15 protein-coding genes are annotated in these 22,337 nt (G+C 53.9%); 8 read left to right on the top strand and 7 right to left on the bottom strand.

The window, feature by feature from the left end; translation table 11 throughout:
• Positions 1 to 441 precede the first annotated feature (441 nt).
• Positions 442 to 1,590 (bottom strand): flavin monoamine oxidase family protein, encoded by a 1,149-nt coding sequence (locus ACR0B3_RS15150; protein ID WP_480809820.1) that lies wholly within the window; start codon positions 1,588 to 1,590, stop codon positions 442 to 444.
• A gap of 241 nt (positions 1,591 to 1,831) precedes the next feature.
• On the opposite strand from ACR0B3_RS15150, the gene ACR0B3_RS15145 reads away from it, so the two are divergent.
• Complete coding sequence (locus ACR0B3_RS15145; protein WP_480809819.1) at positions 1,832 to 2,788, top strand: histone deacetylase family protein; 957 nt, start codon at positions 1,832 to 1,834, stop codon at positions 2,786 to 2,788.
• 171 nt (positions 2,789 to 2,959) lie between these two features.
• On the opposite strand, the gene ACR0B3_RS15140 is transcribed toward ACR0B3_RS15145, so the two are convergent.
• Positions 2,960 to 3,973 carry a GlxA family transcriptional regulator gene (locus ACR0B3_RS15140; RefSeq protein WP_480809818.1) on the bottom strand — a complete coding sequence of 338 codons (1,014 nt, stop codon included), beginning with the start codon at positions 3,971 to 3,973 and terminating at the stop codon, positions 2,960 to 2,962.
• 520 nt (positions 3,974 to 4,493) lie between these two features.
• Between ACR0B3_RS15140 and ACR0B3_RS15135 the strand changes: the two genes are divergently transcribed.
• The 5 genes from ACR0B3_RS15135 to ACR0B3_RS15115 all read left to right on the top strand — a co-directional run bounded on the left by ACR0B3_RS15135 (position 4,494) and on the right by ACR0B3_RS15115 (position 10,055).
• On the top strand, positions 4,494 to 4,760 hold the full coding sequence (locus ACR0B3_RS15135; RefSeq protein ID WP_480809817.1) for a hypothetical protein: 267 nt from the start codon (positions 4,494 to 4,496) through the stop codon (positions 4,758 to 4,760).
• Positions 4,761 to 4,763: 3 nt separating this feature from the next.
• Positions 4,764 to 5,246, top strand: coding sequence for a GFA family protein (locus ACR0B3_RS15130; protein WP_480809816.1), 483 nt, complete (start codon positions 4,764 to 4,766; stop codon positions 5,244 to 5,246).
• Positions 5,247 to 5,354: 108 nt separating this feature from the next.
• Positions 5,355 to 5,765 (top strand): YybH family protein, encoded by a 411-nt coding sequence (locus ACR0B3_RS15125; RefSeq protein WP_480809815.1) that lies wholly within the window; start codon positions 5,355 to 5,357, stop codon positions 5,763 to 5,765.
• A gap of 221 nt (positions 5,766 to 5,986) precedes the next feature.
• Complete coding sequence (locus ACR0B3_RS15120; RefSeq protein WP_480809814.1) at positions 5,987 to 6,412, top strand: acyl-CoA thioesterase; 426 nt, start codon at positions 5,987 to 5,989, stop codon at positions 6,410 to 6,412.
• 370 nt (positions 6,413 to 6,782) lie between these two features.
• Entirely contained in the window at positions 6,783 to 10,055 is a 3,273-nt protein-coding gene (locus tag ACR0B3_RS15115; RefSeq protein ID WP_480809813.1) for an AAA family ATPase, read from the top strand.
• Positions 10,056 to 10,271: 216 nt separating this feature from the next.
• Here ACR0B3_RS15115 and ACR0B3_RS15110 read toward each other — a convergent pair whose 3' ends face one another.
• The 4 genes from ACR0B3_RS15110 to ACR0B3_RS15095 all read right to left on the bottom strand — a co-directional run bounded on the left by ACR0B3_RS15110 (position 10,272) and on the right by ACR0B3_RS15095 (position 15,585).
• Positions 10,272 to 11,012, bottom strand: coding sequence for an aspartate/glutamate racemase family protein (locus ACR0B3_RS15110; protein ID WP_480809812.1), 741 nt, complete (start codon positions 11,010 to 11,012; stop codon positions 10,272 to 10,274).
• A gap of 28 nt (positions 11,013 to 11,040) precedes the next feature.
• A complete protein-coding gene (locus ACR0B3_RS15105) occupies positions 11,041 to 12,279 on the bottom strand; it encodes an NAD(P)/FAD-dependent oxidoreductase (RefSeq protein ID WP_480809811.1) in 1,239 nt (412 codons plus the stop codon).
• Between the two features lie 4 nt (positions 12,280 to 12,283).
• Complete coding sequence (locus ACR0B3_RS15100) at positions 12,284 to 14,497, bottom strand: TRAP transporter permease (RefSeq protein WP_480809810.1); 2,214 nt, start codon at positions 14,495 to 14,497, stop codon at positions 12,284 to 12,286.
• Between the two features lie 80 nt (positions 14,498 to 14,577).
• Positions 14,578 to 15,585, bottom strand: coding sequence for a TAXI family TRAP transporter solute-binding subunit (locus ACR0B3_RS15095; RefSeq protein WP_170377124.1), 1,008 nt, complete (start codon positions 15,583 to 15,585; stop codon positions 14,578 to 14,580).
• Between the two features lie 128 nt (positions 15,586 to 15,713).
• Here ACR0B3_RS15095 and ACR0B3_RS15090 point away from each other — a divergent pair, with 128 nt between their 5' ends.
• Entirely contained in the window at positions 15,714 to 16,682 is a 969-nt protein-coding gene (locus tag ACR0B3_RS15090) for a LysR family transcriptional regulator (protein ID WP_480809809.1), read from the top strand.
• A gap of 326 nt (positions 16,683 to 17,008) precedes the next feature.
• Here the strand turns inward: ACR0B3_RS15090 and mgrA are convergent, their stop codons facing one another.
• Positions 17,009 to 18,040 carry an L-glyceraldehyde 3-phosphate reductase gene (gene mgrA / locus ACR0B3_RS15085; RefSeq protein ID WP_480809833.1) on the bottom strand — a complete coding sequence of 344 codons (1,032 nt, stop codon included), beginning with the start codon at positions 18,038 to 18,040 and terminating at the stop codon, positions 17,009 to 17,011.
• Between the two features lie 628 nt (positions 18,041 to 18,668).
• On the opposite strand from mgrA, the gene ACR0B3_RS15080 reads away from it, so the two are divergent.
• A complete protein-coding gene (locus tag ACR0B3_RS15080; protein WP_480809808.1) occupies positions 18,669 to 21,869 on the top strand; it encodes an endonuclease/exonuclease/phosphatase family protein in 3,201 nt (1,066 codons plus the stop codon).
• The last annotated feature ends 468 nt before the right edge of the window (positions 21,870 to 22,337 follow it).

The following is a 22,337-nucleotide window of genomic DNA, read 5'->3' as shown; positions in this document are numbered from 1 at the left end:
CCTGTATTGGCGCTTTATCTTCAAACATCTGGATAAGCTCGTACACAATCCGCGCTGGCCCATGATGTGTCGAGCAGCAATGCGGATGGATTCGGAGACCAAGGAAAAGCATCTCAGCGTTGCGAATGCTTTTCTGGATCAGCAACCCTAAAAGAGCTATCGGACATTGCTCTGTCACTCAATCGACTCTGTCACGAGATCCATCCCGGAAAAGATCGAAAACCCACCACCCGAGCCAGAGGTGACCGGATGAAGGCTTTGAAGAGAAACATCCCGTGAATTGTTCGGCAAGCGGGGGTAAAAAATGGGGCATTGCGAATGTGGACTTTGGACGCATTTGTGACTGCAGCGAAAGGGCCGCTTTGTTGTGCATTACACCTGCTGATGTTGTGGGACTGCGCCTACGTGAATTTCGGCTATGCTGGCCAATCGACGCCCCGACTACTCAAGCAATTTGCCCGCGGCCGAGATAGCGGAAAACGCTGCACCTTGAACTGTAGATTGCTCGTCTCCTCCCAGTGCTTCTCCGGCAAAGAAAATCTTACCCGCAACTGGTTTGAGGATATCATCAACATCATAGTCGCTGTTATTCTCCATTGAATAGCTGCCAAGAATTGAGCTCTCCGCGCTCCAATTCTGGGTCACGCCTGCAACATACGTGTCCCTGACGACGCTGCCGAACATTTCGGTTAACTCAGTAAGGATGTCATCGATCAATGCATTGTCACCAAGGGCTGACCGACGTGTTGGTCCTTCTGAGACTGAAAACAGACCCAGGATATTCTGGCGGGTTGGTTTACGAAAGGCCGCGTCGTAGTAGATTTTTTCCACCCATGTGTCAGCCAGTACGCTGGCACGAGAACCCTCAAACAATATATCTGGGTAGAAGCGTTGATTGAACCTCAGGAATGCTTTGAACCCAGAGCCGTATACGATGTCTTGAAGCGCTGCCATGTCAGGAGGCGTGAGCTGATCCGAAAATGTGATGAGTCCACGTTGAAGGACCGACAACGGAACCGTGACCAATACCTTGTCTGTCTCAAGGCTTCGACCATCGCTGAGCTTAACGGATAGGCGTATGCCATGCTCTGCAACTTGCGTGACCATAGCATCCAAGGCGATGTTTTCTTTGACAGTCGGTAAAATGAACCTTTCAAAAAATCCGTACCAAGTTGTGTCGTAGAACTTGACCTCTTGATAGAAATTCCGAAGCGCATTGAATTCGTTCAGCTGATCTTTGTGCCAGAATTGAAAAGTCTGGGGTCTGTAGTCGATTGTCCTGACACCCAGGTCAGTTTTGCCCTTTCCCAAGATGCGCCCCAAAACACTGGGATGGTCGTGTATCCACTCGGCCCCTAGATCGAGAGGTACATCCGCAAAGCCAGACAGGCGTTTGATGCGACCTCCCCAGTCGTTCGCTGCTTCCAGAACTTGAACCTGGATGCCTGCGTTCGTTAGGTGATAAGCCGCTGTCAATCCTGCACTGCCTGCCCCTATAATCGTGACATGTTGTGGGTGCCGGGCCGAAATCTGGCGGGGAGCGCAGAGAAGCGATGCAACAGACAAACTAGTGAAGGTTCTGCGGTCCATTTTTGTTCCAGTTCTATGGGGCCAGACTTCGAAGCAGTCAGCGAAGTCGTTGTTACAGAAACCATTCGATGAAAGAACCTGAAATATCCAGTTAAAGAGGCGAAAAAGCCATTCGTTGAGTCAAGTTCAAAGGCAGCTATGTCCCGTAGTTCAGACACTCACATAAAATCTCAACTGTCACCTTACTTTTCGATCGCGTACTCTTTGAAACGCAATTCCTTCGACGGCGGACGTTGCCGATATGTTAAGAGGTCGGCTATGCTTTGGCGCATTGCCCGAGCTTCTTTTCACCCAAGCTATGAGATTTTACGCTCCTCACAGATCCTCCCTTACGCTGCCTTCCGGACATCGATTTCCGCAGGGCAAGTACAAAATGCTCCATACTCTAATGATGAAAGACAGTATTCTTCAGGAGGCGCAGCTGGCGGAGTCTTTGCCAGCCAGCGATGAAGCGATACTGCGGGCGCACTCCGCCGGTTTTGTCGCGCAGTTCGAAAACGGGCTATTGGAAGAAAAGGCTATGAAACGGATTGGCTTTCCGTGGAGCCCGGAACTGGTGAAGCGGGTTCGCGCAACGGCAGGTGGCGCAGTTGCTGCTGCTGAGACAGCTCAGGAGTACGGTATCTCCGGGCAGCTCGCGGGGGGCACACACCATGCTCATCCGACGTTTGGGTCTGGCTATTGCGTCTATAACGATCAGGCAGTCGCGGCGCTCCACCTGCTTGCGGCTTGCATGGTCGAAAGGGTCGCAATCATCGATCTCGATGTCCATCAGGGCGACGGTAGCGCCGCCATTTTCGCCGCCAATCCATCAGTTTTCGTCTTTTCGATGCACGGAGAAAAGAATTTTCCGTTTCGCAAGTTTCCCGCTGACCTCGATGTTGCCCTGCCGGATGGCACCGGCGATAAGGATTACCTTCGCGCCTTAGCCCACCACTTGCCGGCTGTGTTCGAATTTCGCCCCGACCTCATTCTATACCAAGCAGGCGTTGATCCGCTGGCAGAAGACCGGCTAGGGCGGCTTGCGCTGACCCATGATGGGCTCATCCAACGCGATCAGGCGGTACTGCACGCCTGCAAAGGTCGCGGCATCCCGGTCTCAATGGCAATCGGCGGCGGCTATGCCAACCCCATTGAGGCTTCCATCAAAGCCTACGCCAATACCTACCGGGTCGCAAAGAAACTTCACCGATTTTGATGACTGTCCTAATCTCAGTGACTTGTCATTCTCACGATACTTCGATGGCCCGTTCTGCACCCTAAACAGACATGATCCTAAAAAAAGCGCATAACCGAAACGCAAGTTGCAGTGACTAGCAATAGTGAGCCCGATGCGGAAAATAGCAGTGCCTATCTTGAACGCCGCATATCAGGAGAAGTTAGAGAACCGAGACTGGCCGAACATTTTACGATGTTCGACAGGAGTCAGACCGGTCTTTCGCTTGAATAACCTCCGAAACGAAGGCGTATCAAGGTAACCAACAGCACCTCCGACCTCCGCAATCGAGTAATCGGTAGTTTCCAGCAACTGCCGAGCCTCTTCAATTCGCAGCGCTAAAACGTAATCTTGCGGTGATTTACAGGTGGCCTTGCGGAAGCGTCGCGCAAACGTAGTTGACGGCAACCCGGAACGTTTAGCCATTTCTGCTACCGGGTTATAAATGGCGTAATTGTCGGCAATCCATAACTGAGCCTGTGAAATAATTGCGTCAGCATGAGGTGCCGTAGTGATCATTGAAGAGAATGGTAGCTGGAGTTCTCCGCGGTTGGCCATAAGCCAGACTTTTGCTGCCCGCACCGCCCTTTGCGTGCCGCCGTAGTGCGCGATCAGGAACGTAGAGAGTTCCTGCCACCCGGTTGTGCCACCCGACGTTACGGGTCCGCGAGACGCATCAGCAAAGCAAAGGCCGCGGTCGATGCGAAGCCGCACATTTGGATAGAACCTTCGAAAAAGGCCTTCCCAAGCCCAATGTGTGGTCGCTTCAACCCCATCCAAAATACCTATTTCCGCCAAATAAACTGCCCCTGTGCAGGCTGACACAATACGCGTCTTGGCCAAGTCGCGCTTGGCAAGCCACCCCAAACAAGGATGTTGTTCGGGGTCGAGTCGGTCGTGCGGTGAAAGTGTCAGTCCAGGTACGATCACAATATCAGCGTCGCCCGCATTCTTAAATGTCTTATCTGGCGCGATCCATACGCCACTTCCGCAACGAAACCCATCAACGTCCGGTCCAACGAGACTGACGTCAAACACCGGCATAGGCTCCTCACCGCTCACCAGATGTTCCCAGTCCCGCCCTGCAGCCACCAAAGTGTCATACAGGCCGAATACGCTGGAGGCACTGGTTTCTGGGGTGGCAACGATCTGAACCGAAATTGGCATCGGTAAAATTCCAAAGTGGTGAATTTGCCCCCTTTCTAGCTGTTCCGCCACTCACGCCCAACGAAAAATGTCGCGCAGTCTTCAAGGGCACGTAGCCCGCTGGAGGCTTTAATGAAGATGAACGCAGTTTGGAGTATAATTTTCGACACTGAAAGCAGACCATTCCAAAGTGGTCCGCCTCAGGAGGACTCAGCCCAACAGACGACCAAGGAAGAACAACCTACAACTGCAAAGTGACAGAAGAGATGTGGAAATCGGTTATACATCTTGGACCAGGTTGTTCACTGTTAAGAGACCTTTAGTTTAAACATCTTCGATGCTCGTTTCGCCAGCACAGTTGGTAATTCACAGCCAGAACTTTAACGTCAGCTTCCGGCTGTCATACATAGCGATGCTCGTTGAAAAGACCGGCATGTCTGAGCCGAGCCAGGACATTCATCCGATCTGATGAGAGGTATTGTGCAGGCAGGTATTTCTCTGAGGGAGGAAACTGCATGATAATGCGTATTTTCAGGTGCTCGTGAGAGAAGGGAAGGAAGACGAATGGGCGGAGTTCTTCTTCAAGACCGCAAATCCAATGATGAAGGGAACCGAAGGTATTGTTCGGGTTCTTCCTGGTGCTCCGCACGGCGATAGCCCACGAGAGTTCAGTTTTGTGATGGTCTGGAAGGACTTGGCATCGCTCAAAGCTTTCGTTGGCGAGGACTATAATTCTCCGCATATCGATCCTGCCGAAGCCGAATTGGTCGAGAGCAGGCAAATCAAACACTATGAATTGGTGGAGTGATCCATGGGTTCAAAGGAAGCAAAGAAATACACCGGCTCCTGCGGATGCGGTCAGCTGACTTATCAACTGTCATCACCACCGATGTTTGTGCATTGCTGCCATTGCAGGGAATGTCAGAAGCAAACTGGCTCGGCTTATGTTCTAAATGCGATCATCGAAACAGAGCGCGTGATGTGGAGTGGTGAAGCTACAAATCACACGCTGGCTACGCCAAGTGGCAAGGGTCAAATAATCACAAGATGCGCGGTATGTGGTACGGCTGTATTCAGTGAGTATTTGGTAAGGTTGGGCAAGCTTAGGTACGTTCGTGTTGGCACGCTGGATAACCCCGATCTTTGTCCGCCGGATGCGCAGATTTTCACATCAAGCAAACAGTCTTGGGTTCCTCTAAAACCTGATATCCCACGTTTTGAAAATTTCTACGAGTTCAAAGAGGCCTGGCCTAAAGACGCATATGAAAGACTGAACGCGGTGTTTAAAGAATGACCATACATCTGAACGGCTGAACCGGGGCTGCAACGATCTCTTTGAGCCTGGCTTGAGCGAATTTACTATCGTACACCAACGTTTTCTTAGGCCACATGGAGCATCATTATGTCGAAATTTGTCGACCCAACCAAAGAGATTGAAGAGCTCTATCGAAGATATCTGAGCGCATGGAATGGGCGTGATTTTCAAGGCGTCGCGGATTGTTTCTCGGAACCTGCTTTCTATGCGTTGCCCGGGATTGACGTCACTATTTCTGACCATACCGCTTTTATAGCTCTTCTTGAGAAGGTTTTTGCAGGGCTGGAAGCTGATGGATTCAGCCACACGGAAATCGGTAAAATTTCGGTGCAAGTCTGCGCTGAACAGATGGCAATTGTGGACGTCAAGTCGATCACACGACTAAGACAGGATGGGTCGTCCATCGAGGTGATAGACGCACACTATGTTGCTCGGTATGCCGATGGTCGCTGGCGATTTACAGCAGCTGTGACTTGCGCGCCCGGCTGGCGCGAATAGGTGAATTAGCAATTCTCGGCGGGATTTGATCTTTTGGTTTCGTACATTGAAAAAAGCTTTTTTGCGTGTTTGTGGCGTGCGAGATCTAGGCAGAAAGTTCGCATGGGCTGCCATCAACCTATCAAGCGACCTCGAAAAACGTCATAACCGAACCCTGAACAAAACTTTGTTGAACTTGCTTGGTACAGTATGATCCTCGCATTGTGTCGAGGAGTAAGTCGATGCCTGCAATGATTTCATTTCGTTCTGTGGTCGATCCATCGGACTGCGATTTTCTTGGCCATATGAATGTCTCCCGATACTTCGCCGCCTGTTCAGACGGCGTTTTCGCGATCCAGTCGGAAATGGGACTAACGGCAAATGATATGCGAAGTGGGCGTCAGCTTTCGTTCGCCGTCGTCAATGCTATAAGCGATTTTCGAGCCGAGCTGTCAGCGGGTGATGCGTTGAGATTGGAAACCTCTATTGCCGGGATTGGTTCTAAGTCCATGACCTTTAGACATCGCTTGATCAGATCAGAAGACAACACGATAGCCTTTGAGACGATCTTCAAATGTGTGTTGCTAAGCCTCCAGACGCGCAGGGCGGCTGGTATTCCAGAAGATATTCGTGACAAAGCCGCACAGTGGCTGGAACATGAATCGTGACAATATGAACTGTGTAAACCTTCGGTTTTGCGAAGCTCGGAGATAAAAGTCGGCATTGGACTGCGAGCAGGCGCAGGCCACCGATGGGCCAAAGTCGGGTTTGTCCCGCGAATTGATCCTTGATCACTGGACGGATTTCGCAGTTGCAGCGAATGGCAGAAAGGACGGGCCGCGCTGCAGCATTGGAGATGATCTCTGGATGTCTCCTTTGGGCCGAAAAGCCACCACTGCTGTCCATGGGAGTTCTCTTTCGGGGCAACTCTACTCGGACATTGGCAATGTGTATTCACTTCCCAGAACTCTGAAACAGATCCAAAAAGCTTTGTGAAAACATCAAAATCAGGCAAGCTGAGTCCGTGGAGAATTGTGCATGCCTGATGTCGCAAGCTGGCTGGCTGAACTCGGCTTAGAAAAGTACGCAAGGGATTTCGACGACGTCGAAATCGATTTTGAAACTCTTCCAGAGTTAACGGAGCAAGACCTCGTAGAGCTGGGTTTGCCACTTGGCCCAAAACGCAAGGTTTGGGCTGCTATCCAACGCCTTAATGGAGAACTGAAGGAGCAGTCAGAGCGTGCCTTTGCGCCGGTCGAAAATGGCGGTGACAGCACGCCAAGCTCCGAAGGTGAGCGAAGACAACTCACCGTGATGTTTGTAGATCTGGTGGGATCAACAGCCCTTTCGGCACAACTGGATGCCGAAGAAATGTCCACCATTATCAGGACATATCAAAATGCCGTTGCCGGTGAAATTGCTCGTTTCGAAGGTCACGTCGCCAAGTTCATGGGAGACGGTGTCATTGATTATTTCGGCTGGCCCAGGGCGCATGAGGACGAATCCGAAAGAGCGGTGCGGGCAGGCCTTGAAATTGTTCGAGCCGTGGAAAATCTCAATGTAGGGGGGCAAATGATCTCCTGCAGGGTCGGAATTGCAACTGGCATTGTTGTCGTTGGCGAGCTTGTAGGAAGAGGCACGGCGCTGGAACAAACGGTTGTAGGCGACGCACCGAACCTCGCGGCACGGCTTGAAGCACAAGCGGGTTCCGGAGAAGTTTTGGTTTCCGAGGCAACACAGGCTCTGATCACCGGCGCTTTTGAAATGGAAGTGACAGAACCTTTGTCACTGAAAGGAATTGACGGACCGGTGGCGGCCTACAGAGTTCTTGGCGAACAGGACCAGGAAAGCCGCTTTTCACTGCGCTCGGACGGCATGACACCTCCACTGGTTGGTAGGGACCAGGAACTGGCATTGTTGCTTGAGCGATGGAAAACGGCACGTGACGGCGAAGGGCAAGTTGTACTTCTGGTTGGCGAAGCTGGAATCGGTAAGTCGCGCATCATGCGCGCCCTGGAAGACGCGATTGGAATCGAGTCACACACGCGGTTGATGTATCAGTGTTCTCCCTTTCACGGGGATACTGCGTTCTGGCCCGTCACCCAGCAATTACACCGCGCTGCGAGGTGGTCCCGGGACGATGACAACGAAGCGCGGTTGACCAAGCTTGAAACACTTTTTGACCGTGATGCCATGCCAATCATCGCGAAACTGCTTGGCCTGGACGGAGCCGAACGATATGGCACAAGTGATCTTTCGCCTGCTGCGCTGCGTTCCAAGACGTTGGATGTCTTGTCCCGGCAGGTTCTGAAGTTGGCCAAGCAAAAACCTGTGGCATTTTTTCTTGAAGACGCGCATTGGATTGATCCGACGACACTGGAATTACTGGAATTGACAATCGACGCGATCGAAGATGCGTCGGTGTTGATCGTGTTGACATCGCGCCCGGATAATCAGCCCGATCTCGCGGCGCATCCACATGCCACGCGACTGGCGCTGAACCGCTTGGGCCGTGCAGGTGTTGATGCAATTGTCGAACGACTAGGCGGACGAAAGCTGAACCGCAAGACAGTAGAGGCGATCATTGAGCGGACAGATGGCATCCCTTTGTTTGTGGAAGAACTTACCAAGGCGGTGGTAGAGAGTGGCCAAACTGCAATTCCCGCTTCGCTCCACGACTCGCTAATGGCGCGGCTAGACCGCACGCCAAAAATCAAGGAGATCGCGCAATCTGCGGCCTGCATAGGACGAGAGTTTGATCTGGGCCTTTTGGTGGTTGCGACAGAAGGCCAAGAGGACGAGTTGCGGGAAGGTCTGGCAGGATTGGCATCGGCCGAGTTGGTATTTCGACGAGGTTTGGGCGATAACGAACGTTATGTGTTCAAGCATGCGCTGGTGCGCGATGCAGCCTATGAAAGCCTTCTTTTGTCACGGCGGCGCGTGGTCCATGAGCGGCTTGCCGCAGCACTTGGAAATGTTGCGCCACCGGAAGTTGTCGCTCGTCACGCCGAGGCTGCCGGTCTGACTGACAAAGCCATAGAGCTATACCGCGAAGCTGGCGGCTTAGCTGTTAAACGTCCGGCTTTTCGCGAGGCCGCGTCGCACTACCAATCTGCTCTGCGCTTGCTTGAGCAGGAAGAAAACAGGCAAAGCGAAGCGTTATCAGTTGCAGCAAAGCACAGTGTGACATTGATCGGGGCGGAAGGCTACACTGCCAATGAAACGATAAAGGCTTTTGAACACGCGCGCCAATTGCTTGATGGATTTGATGATGCGCCTGAATGGCCAGTCATACGATATGGGGAGTGGGTTAGTCGCTATGTAAGCGCCTCACTACCTGAAGCGGAAGCTATTGGGCATGCAGTATTGAACGATATCGACTCTAGTGATCAGCACAGGTTCCGAAGTGTCGCAAATCGAATGGTCGCAACCTCAAGGACAATGATGGGCAGGTTTTCCGACAGCCTGCCGTACTACAAAAAAGCCCTCAGCGCATACGATACGTCGCGCGATTCCGATCAGGCAAACCGCTTTGGCACTGACGGAGGTGCAGCCGCAAACGTTTATCTGGCTTTGACGCATTGGTGCCTTGGCAACATTGATAGCGCATATTCTCACGCAGAAAACGCAACTGCGACCGGGGATCAACCTGGGCATCCTGCGCTCAGCCGTGCTTACATTCTGGGTCATATTTGTTACCTGAAATATTTGAACCGCGACGCCGACGCCCTTCAATGGTCAAACAATGTGCTTGCTGTCGCGGATCAGGCACAGATCGATATCTGGCGCAGGATTGGCCTGACAACACGTGCTGCTATCTACGCGGATCGTGGCGATTTTGAAGCGGCCCTGGTAGATGCCGATGACTGTCTTGCAGCGCTGATCAAGGCGAATACGCTATTGTTCACTGGTTTTCCAATGCGCGCAAGAGCACGTGCCTATATCGGTCTAGGAAAGCTGGACCAGGCCGAAAATGCGCTCGCGGCAATCGAACCGATGATGGAAAGAACCAGCCAAAGGTGGGATGAAGCGGATACTTATTGTGCCAGAGCGGAACTCGCCATGGCCTTTGGCTATCCTGAAAATGCGGAAACATGTTACCGTGAAGCCATCAGGATAGCTCAGGGGCAGTCCGCGCTTAGCTGGGAAAGACGCGCAGCGATCCCGCTCGCTCACTTGATGGCAGACCGCGGTGCCAAATCAGAAGCACTTAAGCTATTGGCTGACGTGCAGAACAAGTTTCGCAATCGTGTTCAGTGTAGCGATCACAACGCAGCATCAGAGCTCCTCACAATTCTGGAGTGGCCTTAATCACTCGTGTCATCGAACCCAGTGAATATAAGATATGGCTTGAAGTAGAACAAACATAGTCTCGCCGATCTTGTCAGAAGAACTTGGCTTGTGGCGTGTCTCCGCCAGTTGTTGACGCCGAACCGCAGTATAGCGCCAAGGCCGATGGCAACCATCAGGATGGCTAGGTCAACGGACACTCAAATCCTCCAAGTCCTGTGCGATACTGCTATTCCTTTAGGTCCAAGGCATGATGCCAACATAGGATTTGCGCGTCGCAACGGTATGCGCCATATGCGCTAGTGTCGTCAAATCGAAGACGGGAAGCTGCAACTCATCCTGAAGGCGCACCGCATAAGGCGGTAAATCGGTACATTCCAAAACCAGCGAACGTATGTCTGGCGCTTGGTGTTTAAGCCGCCTCGCCGCCTCAAGGACTTCGGCCTCAATGAGATCGGTGTCCATGCGGGTGCGCGTGTTTCGCAGGATCACCTCGGCGAATTCGCTGGTGTCCTCTAGGCCTTGTACCGCGACGGGAATGCCCGCCGCGCCAACACCTTCAAAATGCTTCGGCGTCAGGGCAGATGCATCTGCGGTTAACACGCCCACCGGGGCATTCGCCCCGGTCATGTGAAAGGCAAGAGGTACCTGTATCAAGCTGGATGCAAAGACGGGTACGGAAACAGCCGCGGCCAGTTCCTTTTGAAACAAAGCCAGAAATCCACAGCTTCCCGTGATTGCCCGAACGCCCTCGGCCTCAAGCCTTTGCGCGCCCTTGATAAAGGGTGCCAGTAGATCGGGCGTCGGGTTGTTTAACAGGGTCGGTACGGTGATGCCGTCGATCATTTCGTACAGTACGGGAAACGGAAGGCTGGACGGATTCTTGATGTGCCCGGGCGGTTTGGGGAAATAGCTTTCAAGGCACAAAACCCCGATCGAAGCCCCGCAGATGTTTTGGCCGCCTTCATAGATTGGCATAGTGCTCTGGTCCTTTCGAATAGGGGATTTAGAAACGGGCCAGCGAGAACGGGTTCAGGTTGATATTCGGGCTGCGTCCGGACACCAGATCCGCCACAAGCTCTCCGGTCTTTGGCGCCATCATCAGCCCGTAATGAGAATGACCGAACGCGGCAAAAAGCCCGTCCTTTCCGTTCAGCGGCCCAATCGCTGGCAGGCTATCGGGAAAAGAGGGGCGTCGGCCCATCCAGAACTTTGCCTCGCTAGTATTGAGGTCCGGCACCAAAGATTTTGCCTGATCGGTCAGTATCTTTTCCTTGCGCGGATCAGCTGGGGCATCGACACTGCCAAACTCGGCCGTACCGGCAACCCTCAGACCGCCCTGCATCGAACTTGCGACGACCTTTGCGTCCACATCCATGACCGAGTTGTTCAGCACAGCCGAAGGGGCTGGAAATTCAACATGGTAACCCCTCTCGGCCACCAATGGCACAGGTATGCCAAGCGGTTTCAGCAGGTCGGCAGACCACACTCCAGCCGCAAGGACAATATTGCGCGCGTGTAACGTGTCTTGCGACGTTAGAAGCTGCCAATTGCCGCCTTCGGTGCGGCTCAGCTTGGTGACTTCGGTCCGCACAAACTCGGCCCCTTGCGCACATGCTTTTTCGGCCAATACAGCGCCCAAACGCCCGGGAGACATTGCGCGAGCCTGGCCTTTGATCACAATCGCCGCCTTGAGGTCTTTTGACAGTGCCGGTTCCAGGCGCCGCAATTCAACACCGTCGACACGCTCCAACTCACCGCCTTTTTCCTGGCGGATCAGATAGCCAAGATCATCCAAGTTGGCCTGTTCAGGGTTGCGAAACGCGTGAATATAGTAGCTGTCCGCAATCAGCGCTTCGTGACCCGTGCCCTGCAGGTGCCGACGGTACATATCAATGGAGGGACGACACAATATCTCCATCGCATCTGAGATTTCGCGAACCGAAGTTTCGCCAGACTTGCCCAGAAAGCGCAGCCCCCACGGGATCATCTTCGGCCAGAAAGACGTTCGGACCGAAAGCGCGCTTTTCGGGTCCAACAGCATCTGGGGCAGCTTCTTCCAAATGCCCGGAACGGCCTGCGGAATAATCGACCAGGGTGACACAACCCCCGCATTGCCGAACGAGGTTTCCTGTCCAGGGTCGCTCCGGTCGATGAGACGGACCGATATGCCCCGTTCCTGCAGCGACAGCGCGCAACAGATGCCGACGATCCCTGCGCCGATTATGTTCACTTGCTCGGTCATCGCATCAGGCCGGGGAATGGCTGCGATTACGCGCGATCAGTTGGCTGACAATGACTGGCGAGGCGACAGCAAGCGCGATCAGGTCAGCGGTCAGGCTGGGCGCAACAAAGATCACCCCCGCGATGGCCATCAGGATGCGCGACGCGATGTTCAGCGGTTTCAGCCAATATCCAACCACGGCCGCGGAAAGAGCGATGACTCCGGCAATACAACTCGTGGCGGTGTAGGTGAATTCCCACAGATTGAACCCGGTTGAGGACACGAATAATAGGACCGGCGCATAGACGAAGGCCATTGGCGCAATCACCTTGCCCAATCCCAGCGTGAAGGCGGACAACCCAGTTCGGAACGGGTTGGAGTTCGCAATGGCCGCCGCCGCATAGGCCGAGGTACAGACCGGAGGCGTGATCTCGGACACCACTCCGTAGTAGAGCACGAACAAGTGGCTCGCGATCGGCGGGACACCCAGCTGCGCCAGCGCGGGCTGTGCGACAGAGACCAGCATGATGTAAAGCGCAGTGGTGGGGATGCCCGCGCCCATCAGGATGCAAACAATGGCAATGAAGACCAGCGAGATGAACAATTGCAGGTCTTCCATCGCAAACAACTGCCAGCTGCCGAACGAAATCATATTGTACAGGTCTGAGGCCAGGTTGCCTGCGCCTTGAGTGACCATGAAGCCGATACGGAAGCCAATGCCAGTAGTGTTGATAACACCTACGACAATGCCGACGGCGGCAGCAGCGGCGCCCACGGCCAGCGAGTATTTCACTCCCAACTCAACCGCTTGCAGCATCTCGGGTACTTCGATGCGTTTTTGCGGGTTCAACGTGGCGATCACCGACAAGGCACATAGGATCGCCGTCATCGTCAGATCGAACCCGCCGTCCGAGAATTTCCATAGCACGAAGGCCAGGAACGCCGCGGCATAGATCAGCGTGGGCGGTTGATTGATGCGCGACATGCCTGCGATCACTGCCAGAGAAATGCCGCAGAAGGCGGACATGAACGGCGTATATCCTGTGAACAGCACGACCAGCAGACCGATCAGAGGCACAATGTTGGCCCAACCTTCGGCCCAGACGGCCTTGAGTTGCGGCAGTTGCGCTTTCGCCAAGCCTTGCAGGTTCAGTTTGCGTGCCATCAGGTGCACCACTGCGAAGACTCCGACATAGTGGAGAATCGCGGGGAAGATCGCGGCGATGACGATGGTGGTGTAGGGCACCTCAAGGAACTCGGCCATGATGAAGGCCGCTGCCCCCATGATCGGCGGTGTGATTTGCCCTCCGGCTGACGATGCGGCTTCGACGCCGCCCGCAAAATGGCCGGGGTATCCAAGGCGCTTCATGTTGGGAATAGTCAGCGCGCCGGTCGAAACGGTGTTCGCCACCGAAGAGCCCGAGATCGTGCCGAAGAACGCCGAGGATACCACCGACACTTTTGCCGGTCCGCCGGTATAGCGGCCCGCCAAAATGGTTGCGTTGTCGATGAAGAGTTGCCCCAATCCAGTGCGCTGCGCGATCACGCCGAACAGGACGAAATGGAACACAATGGTCGAGACGACCCAGAGGGTGACGCCATAGATACCTTCCTGTGGGAAATACATCGACGACACGAAGGTTTTGAAGTTCACACCGGGATGTTGCAGCAAGCCGGGGAAATACGGACCCAACAGGGCGTATGAGATAAAAACACAGATGATCAGCGGCAGCACCCAACCCAGAGTGCGGCGGGCGATGTCCAGTACCAGCAGGATGATGATTACGCCCAAAACCACGTCATAGATGTTCGGGTTGCCCATCCGGAACGTCTGTTCCTCGATCCCCAGAAACGGAATGCCGCGCCATGCGACCCCAACATACAGCGCTGCAATGATCCCCAGCGCCATGAAGACCAAGTCGTACAGAGGGATGTTGCCGATGCGGAACCGGCTGACCTTGAGCGCATAGAGGTTTTTGGAGCCAATTATCGGAATTGTCGCGTAGACCAGAATGAACAACAGCGCCAGATAGATACCCATGTGCCAATGGTCGGCTGGCAGGCCGAAACCGGCTGTGAAGAATTCGTAGAACGCAAGAATCAGGGCAACAACGCGCAGCACCTTGCCTGCGGTGGGCGTGACTTGCCGGACGGCGGCGCCTTCGTCGAACTGTTCTTCGATGGCGGCCAGTTCCTCGGCCGTCAATTCGTGGTCATCAAGTTTCTGGGTCTCGGACATGATGGCCCCCCGATTTCGCATAATTCCAGAGCGCGGTGCCCCGAGTAGGGGCACCGACGACAAGTGTCAGTAAGCTACTATTACTGAAGCAGACCGGCTTCTTTATAGAATTTCTCGGCCCCAGGATGCAGAGGCACACCCAGCGCCTCGACACCATCCAGCGCCGTATCGGGAGTGATCTGCTTGCCTTTGGCGTGACCATTGTCCAGCAGCTTGCGGGTATTGTCGTTCCACAGCGCCTTGGTCAGGCCATATACCAGTTCGTCGGACAATTCCGAGGACACCACCAGCATTGCGCTGACCGCCGGGGTCTTGGTTTCACCGTCGATACCTTCATAAACGCCACCCGGGATGGCCGAGGGGATATAGGCTGGGATGATTTCGTTTATCTTCGCCATGTCTTCGTCGCTGAAGGAATGTAGATTCATGCCCTTGGTTGACGACAGCTGCACCATCGCAGCAACGGGCCAGCCTGCAGCGTAGAAATAAGCATCTAACTGACCGTCAGCCAGACGCTCGGCGCTTTGGCTGTTGTTCAGCTCGGCCTCATCCATATTGTCACGGTTGACGCCCCAAGCATCTAGCATCTGCAGCACGGCAACCTGTGTACCGGAACCGGCTTGCGCGATGCCGACGCGCTTTCCTTCCAGATCGCTCAGATCGTTGATTGTCTCACCGGCAGGCAGAACCAAGTGCAGGTCTTCGGGGAACAGGTTGGCCACGATGCGAAGATTAGGGTGAGGTTTGCCCTCGAACTTGCCCTCACCCAGATACATCGAGCGGGTGACGTCGGCTGCGGCCAGACCGGCCTCAAGCTCTCCGTTCTGAACGGCGGCGTTGTTGAACACCGACGCGGTGGTGGACTGTGCGATAGCAATCAGCCCCGGTACGCCGCACTGGCCGCCCTCTTCGCAGGGGCGAGAACCCGGAGGGGCGGAGATTCCATTTGCGATGGTGCCGCCGATGGGGAAGTAAGTTCCGCCTGCGCCGCCTGTGCCGATGCGGAAAAAAGTTGGGTCCTGTGCTAACGCAGGGGCGGCAAGCGCGCCTGCCAGGGCCAGTCCCGTCAAACATTTCACAAATTTCATCATCATCTCCCTTGTTGGATCGTCGGATTCGGTTTGGCCGAATTTCGATCTTGCAAGCGTAGTAGCAATTTTCATAAATACAAATTTGTTATATTTCATAATATTAAAGTTTAGCTTATAGATAAACCATGAACATTATGCAGTTGACCGTTTTTCGCGAGGTGATGGAAACCGGCTCTATCTCTCAAACAGCCAAAAAACTGAACCGCACCCAGCCAGCGATCAGTCTGGCCTTGAAGAACCTTGAAAAGACCCTTGGCCTGACACTGTTCGAGCGTAAGGGACGGCGATTGGTCCCGGTTCCCGAAGCGCATTACCTTTTGGCCGAAACAACAGGTATTCTGGACCGCCTCGCGACGATTTCCAGTACAATGGAAGGGTTGATTAAAGGGCATTCCGGCAGTCTGAATATCGCTACAATGCCGGGCCCATCCGCTTTCTTGTTCCCGCGTTTCATTAGCCAATCAGTCGGCGAAAACCCCGAGATACGTATCACATTGTCTACACGCAGTTCACCTCAGATTATTGAGCTTGCGGGCACGCAGAATATTGATTTCGGCTTCGCAGACTTCGATAATTCAACCGGAAAAGAGCCTCAGTATTCAACAGAACTGATCCGGGCAGATTGTTTTTGCGCCGTTGATCGTGACAGCCCGCTTGCTTCATGCAGGACTGTATCCATTTCCGATCTTGACGGGGCGCCTATGGGAGGATTGCATGCTACACATCCGTTCCAGCGCAAAATTCGACAAGAGTTTCAAGATGTTTCAGCTGACTACAACCCAACAGTGACCTGTCAGTACTTTCTACCCCTGATACCATTTGTGAGCTCAGGTCAGTGTTATTCGATCGTGGATCCGTTGACCGTAGCGACTGAACGAGAACTAAACCTATCCAACGGAAAAGTCGCGTTCGTGCCCTTCGAAAAGCCACTCAGATATGAATATGCGCTTCTTGAGCCCGATCACCGACCACCGTCTCAACTGGCATTAAAGATCAAAGCGGGCTGGAAAGCTGAAGTTTTAAAGATGTTGGCAGGGGTAAATGCCAAACCTCATGCAATTGGGATAGATGAAACAGAAAGCGAGCAAAGCTGAAAAACATATTATTACCAACAAAAAACTGATGGGAGGGAATGTCCACTTGGATCGAGCTACGACAATTTGACAACTGTCAGCTATGGGACCAGAACCTCCAGTTTCTTGGATCGGATCGAAGGTCGGCTTTGTCAGCAGAACAGTCGTTCACGTCGAGTGCCGCGAAGGTCCGATTCGCGGGCTGCGGCCGCAGCAAAGCGAGCAGTTGGTGAATGTCTCTTTTGGGCCGGTCAGTCTTGATAGTTATTTAGCCGAGCTGCAGAAGCTGAAGCCGCCAATATTATCAAGCTCCAAATGGTCTTGGGTTTTAGCGCTTCTAAGATTGGTCATTCTGTTTCTGACGATCGAGCCCACAAATTGATATCTTCTTCCGAACTGATTGCGTCGATCCTTGCCAACTCTTCATCACTGAAGGCGAGGTTATCGACTACGCCTGCGCAATCTACGATTTGACCCGGCCGGGACGCACCAATAAGCGCGGTCGTTACGCGTCCGCCTCTTAACACCCAGGCCAGGGCCATTTGCGCCAGAGTTTGCCCGCGTGCCTCGGCCATGTCGTTCAGAGCACGCACACTTGCCAGAGATCGCTCGTTGATCATGCCATCAAGTAGCGACTTCCCTTGTTTAGCACGGCTGCCATCCGGAATATCGCGCAGGTATTTTGACGTTAGAATGCCTTGTGCCAGCGGCGTGAACGCAATCGATCCTACCCCAAGATCGTTCAGGGTATCGAGCAAACCGTCCCGCTCCACCCAACGGTTGAGCAAATTGTAAGAAGGCTGGTGAATCAGGCAAGGTGTGCCAAGGTCGTTGAGAATATTCACCGCCTCGCGTGTGCGTTGGGAGTTGTAACTCGAGATACCCGCGTAGAGCGCGCGACCCGACCGTACGATATGATCCAACGCGCCCATCGTCTCTTCGAGCGGGGTGTCGGGGTCAAATCGGTGGGAATAAAAGATGTCGACGTAGTCAAGCCCCATGCGCGCGAGTGATTGGTCACAGGACGCGATCATGTACTTGCGCGACCCCCATTCTCCGTAGGGTCCCGGCCACATGTCGTAGCCTGCTTTGGAGGAAATGATCAGTTCATCCCTGTAGCCCGCGAAATCAGTTCTCAGGATTTCGCCAAATGCCTCTTCTGCCGATCCGGGTGGTGGGCCGTAGTTGTTCGCCAGATCAAAATGAGTGATCCCATGGTCGAATGCGGTCCGACACATTGCTCGCTTGTTTTCGTGCGTCGAGTCCGCACCGAAATTATGCCACAGGCCCAAGCTGACAACAGGAAGCTTCACACCCGACCGCCCACATCGCCGATAAACCATTCGCTCATAGCGGTTCGGCTCCGGGGTGTAAGGAATGGGTTTTGGCTTTGGCGGTCGTTGAGCTTTGGTCATGCGCACATAATCAATGGAATGTTGGGCCTGTCAAACGGATCAACTCCGGTAAGTTCGACACGAGTTTCTGCGCGTCCTAGATGGGTGCTTATAGCTATGTCTTTCTCCAGAACCAATGTTTTACGATTTGATCGATTGCATTCGGTACCGTCGCATAGACGCAGCGAAAGTCCGCAAAGCGGGCTGCAACCGCAGCATCAATATGGCGGGTTGGATGTCGGCTCTAGGGCCGTTTGGCACATTTGAGCGTCTGGTTTGGGCTACGGTTTTCATTTCTATAGTAATCAATGCGCGAAACTTGGTTAATAGCTGGGATTGAGGTTGCAGCCATGTCAATGGTCTATTCTTGGCGGATAAAAACTGAACTCCAACAAAATATCGACTGCACTGGAAATTGCTTAAACATTGCGATTTTTACCAGTGGCTTTTGTGAGCAGCGGCCTGACGAACACCTAGCGGCAAAGCTCCGCCGTATTGGTCGATTGCTCACAACTTATTAACTAAATCCTCTGTCGTCAGCTACCTTGGGTTGTGTTGCGGCGAGTCTTCCGTAAGCCGCTGACTTTTTTCTTGTCTATAGTGAGGGACTGACATGACGACCGTTTTAGCTGCTGGCGATATTGCGTTTACCGGGTTCAATTCTGACAACCCCGATGAGTTCACTTTCGTTGCCTTAACTGACAACGAGGCCGGGACTGAGATCAGATTTACTGACAATGGCTGGTTCGCAACGGGCGGTTTTCGCAGTACGGAGGGTGTTTTTATCTGGACGGCACCTGCAAATATCGCTGCGGGAACCGTAATAAATCCAGCTTTCTCGGGGCCATCCTTCTCTGCAAGTGGGGATCAGATACATGCCTACCAGGGGAACGAGACCGCGCCGTCTTTTGTTGCGTCTGTTCATTTCAACGGCACTGGTTATGAAGCTGACGCAACTTCTTCAAACACTTCGGCCCTGCCGACGGGTCTGACTGTGGGCACCAGCGCTGTGGCTATTCCCGAGACCGACAACGGAGTCTATGATGGCCCGCTTACAGGCAACAAGGCAGAGCTACAGGCAGCCATCAACAACGCGGCAAACTGGGTGACCGATAATTCACGGATCGACGATATCGAACCGGCGAGTTTCACTGTCACGGATGCCGCACCGTCGCCCTCAGTTATAATCAACGATTTGGACCTTGCCACCGATGAAGGTGGCATGGCGGATACATACGAAGTCACATTGACTGTCGCGCCTACGCAGCCGGTCACAATCACCATCGCGGTGGGCGCTGATCTGGATGTCGTACCGGCCGAGCTTGTATTTGATGCGACAAATTTTGATCAGCCGCAGCAAGTAGCAGTGACCGCGGTTGATGACGATTTGCCCGAGGCGGCCGAGATCGCGGAAATACAGCATTCTGTCACATCCGATGACCCGGCATATGATGGCATCCTCGCCCCTATCGTGGAAGTGTCTGTCTCGGCCAGCGACATCGAAATCGTTGCAATCTACGAGATCCAGGGCGCGGGTCATGTGTCTGATTTTGTTTTGGCCGAAGGCCAGACCGTTGCCGAGTTTTTTGAGACTCTCCCCGCCGGGACATCGAACGTTTTTGGCGAATTGGTTTCGACCAGCGGTATTGTCACGGCGGTGGATACCAACGGGTTTTACCTGCAGGACCCGGAAGGTGACGAAGATGATGCCACTTCGGACGCGATATTCGTGTTTACCGGATCAAGCCCGGCGGTCACCGTCGGAGATTCCGTTTCAATTGGTGGCACGGTTGCCGAGTTTTTTCCCGGCGGGACAGGCAGCGGGAACTTGTCGACCACACAACTGACCAACATCTTCGATCTAGAAGTCCAGTCCTCGGGCAACGACCTGCCCGGTGCGGTACTGATCGGCGTTGATCCAGGTGAACGGGCAGTTCCAAATCAAAGCATCGACGATGATGCTTTTGCCTCGTTCGAACCCACTCGGGACGGCATCGACTTCTTCGAAAGCCTGGAAGGCATGCGCGTGACGACGACCGATCTGCAAGCCGTCAGCGGAACCAGCCGGTTTGGCGAGATTTTTGCCGTTACCAATCAGGGCATCGGTGCCACGGGTCTTTCTGAGCGCGGCACGCTGAATATCTCGCCAGACGACTTCAACCCCGAAAAAATTCAGATCGACGAAGACAGCGGGATTTTCGACTTTGACTTCCCGACGGTAAACGTTGGTGATCTTCTCGGCGACGTCACAGGCGTGGTTGGATACAGTTTCGGAAACTTCGAAATCCTGCCGACCGAGGATTTTACCCCGAACATTCAATCCGCCGGATTGGAACCGGAATCGACCGACATTGCCGGTTCGGCCAATGAACTGACAATTGCGACGTACAATGTGCTTAACCTCGATCCAAATGATGACGACGGTGATCAGGATGTGGCCGATGGGCGGTTCGACGCCATTGCCGCGCAGATCACCAACAACCTGGGCAGCCCCGACATCATTGGCCTGCAAGAGGTGCAGGACAATTCCGGCTCGGTCGATGACGGAACCGTTTCGGCAGCGGAGACCCTTGCGGAGCTGGCCGCGGCCATCGTTGCCGCAGGTGGTCCGGCCTATGAGGTGATCGACAATACCTTCATCGGCGACGGAACATCGGGCGGTCAGCCCGGCGGCAATATCCGCACGGCATTCCTGTACAATCCCGAGCGTGTCACGTTGGTTGAAGGATCGGTGCAAACCATCGGTGGGCAAGGTCCCGGCGAAGCGTTCGAAGGCGCGCGCCTGCCCCTGGTCGCCGATTTCGTCTTCAACGGCGAGACGGTGACGGTGGTCAACAACCACTTCTCCTCCAAAGGCGGATCCGCGCCCATTCTGGGGACCGAACAGGATTTTGCCGCACGTCAAGAGGACGTTACAGTGAATGGCAGTCTGGATGAACGTCAGGCTCAGAGTCAGGCGGTGCAGGACTTCGTCAATGGTCTTGGTGCTGAGGCCAATGCGGTTGTATTGGGTGACTTCAACGAATTCGAATTTGTCTCACCTGTGGCCGATCTTGAAAGCAACACCAGCCTTGTAAACCTGACAAACGATATCCCGGAAGACGAGCGCTATACCTTCGAGTTTCAGGGAAACAGCCAATCGTTAGACCATATTCTGGTCTCCGAGGGATTGTATGCCGGCGCATTGGTGGACATTATCCATGTCAATTCGGAATTCGCTGCAACCAGCGCGCGAGCGTCGGATCATGACCCGATGCTGACCAGCCTGTTTCTGCCCGACACACAGACACTGGCGGTCGAGTTCGAGGCAGATGGGTGGTTCAGAACCGCAGCATTCGAGAGCATCGATGGCGAAGTTGTGGATGTCGACCGGCTTGGTCCCGTGCGCAAAAGTCTTAAGTTTTCGGATGTTGGCATTAAGGTGGATGCGATTGACCCGACCAATTTCGAGCTTGTCGCCATCAAGCAGGGCGCGATTGGTGTCTATTCCTTTGACGATCCGATCTTCGGACGCGAAGCCAGATCAGTTGACGGGGACGAAAGCCTGATGATCGCGTTGGAGGCCGCGGACCTTGAGGCGGTGGAGTTTATCTTCAGCTTCGGCGAAAGTCATGGCAACGGCGAGGTAGAGGTTGCGTTCTACGATGACGGAGAGCTTGTGGGAACGCTGATCGCGGACGCCGCCGACGGTGATTTCCAAGGTTCGCTGGGCCGTACGAGTTTTGACGCGGTGGAACTGGCCGCAAGCGGTGACACTATGTTTACGGTCGATGAATTTGCCTTTGAGGTGATTGATCACAACCTGATCGCGTAGTGTAAAGTCGCACAAGCTTCTTATGCACTATGAAAACAGCAGCTTCGACGGCCGCATTGCTGTATCGCGATGCGGCCTAAACGGTGTGTTAATGGCTCCTGTAGAGCAAGAGAATTATGCCACTGCGATGGGCTGTAGGCGAAATCATTTGTTCGACCTGTTAGCGTCCGAGTTTCGAAGCGCAGGAAGGTACGCATTTTGTGAGTTCGCCTGTCTTGCGATTTCTCTACCGCATCGAATGTCAGGTTTGACGGGCCGCGCTGCAGCCTCACCGGTAGCGGCTGAATGTCTCCTTCGGACCGGGGCCAGACAATCAGAATGTCGCGCGTCCCACATCTACGATCAGAAGGGAGCCTAAAGTGCTTGCTTGTTAGGCCGGACGACAAGCCCTCCACACCAGGTCCCAGGCGGATTTTTTTCGAAGGCCATTGCTGAGGTGTCCAAATCGTGCAGCGTATATATGGTACC

This window comes from Ruegeria sp. CE9 (genome assembly GCF_056537425.1).
The sequence above is the reverse complement of the archived record's forward strand: the minus strand, read 5'-3'. Positions and strand labels throughout refer to the sequence as shown.

Excerpts from the sequence above, each read along its gene's own strand:
- ACR0B3_RS15150 (WP_480809820.1), bottom strand. The coding sequence starts at position 1,590 with ATGGACCGCAGAACCTTCACTAGTTTGTCTGTTGCATCGCTTCTCTGC.
- ACR0B3_RS15145 (WP_480809819.1), top strand. The coding sequence starts at position 1,832 with ATGTTAAGAGGTCGGCTATGCTTTGGCGCATTGCCCGAGCTTCTTTTC.
- ACR0B3_RS15140 (WP_480809818.1), bottom strand. The coding sequence starts at position 3,973 with ATGCCAATTTCGGTTCAGATCGTTGCCACCCCAGAAACCAGTGCCTCC.
- ACR0B3_RS15130 (WP_480809816.1), top strand. The coding sequence starts at position 4,764 with ATGGGTTCAAAGGAAGCAAAGAAATACACCGGCTCCTGCGGATGCGGT.
- ACR0B3_RS15125 (WP_480809815.1), top strand. The coding sequence starts at position 5,355 with ATGTCGAAATTTGTCGACCCAACCAAAGAGATTGAAGAGCTCTATCGA.
- ACR0B3_RS15120 (WP_480809814.1), top strand. The coding sequence starts at position 5,987 with ATGCCTGCAATGATTTCATTTCGTTCTGTGGTCGATCCATCGGACTGC.
- ACR0B3_RS15115 (WP_480809813.1), top strand. The coding sequence starts at position 6,783 with ATGCCTGATGTCGCAAGCTGGCTGGCTGAACTCGGCTTAGAAAAGTAC.
- ACR0B3_RS15110 (WP_480809812.1), bottom strand. The coding sequence starts at position 11,012 with ATGCCAATCTATGAAGGCGGCCAAAACATCTGCGGGGCTTCGATCGGG.
- ACR0B3_RS15105 (WP_480809811.1), bottom strand. The coding sequence starts at position 12,279 with ATGACCGAGCAAGTGAACATAATCGGCGCAGGGATCGTCGGCATCTGT.
- ACR0B3_RS15100 (WP_480809810.1), bottom strand. The coding sequence starts at position 14,497 with ATGTCCGAGACCCAGAAACTTGATGACCACGAATTGACGGCCGAGGAA.
- ACR0B3_RS15095 (WP_170377124.1), bottom strand. The coding sequence starts at position 15,585 with ATGAAATTTGTGAAATGTTTGACGGGACTGGCCCTGGCAGGCGCGCTT.
- ACR0B3_RS15090 (WP_480809809.1), top strand. The coding sequence starts at position 15,714 with ATGAACATTATGCAGTTGACCGTTTTTCGCGAGGTGATGGAAACCGGC.
- ACR0B3_RS15080 (WP_480809808.1), top strand. The coding sequence starts at position 18,669 with ATGACGACCGTTTTAGCTGCTGGCGATATTGCGTTTACCGGGTTCAAT.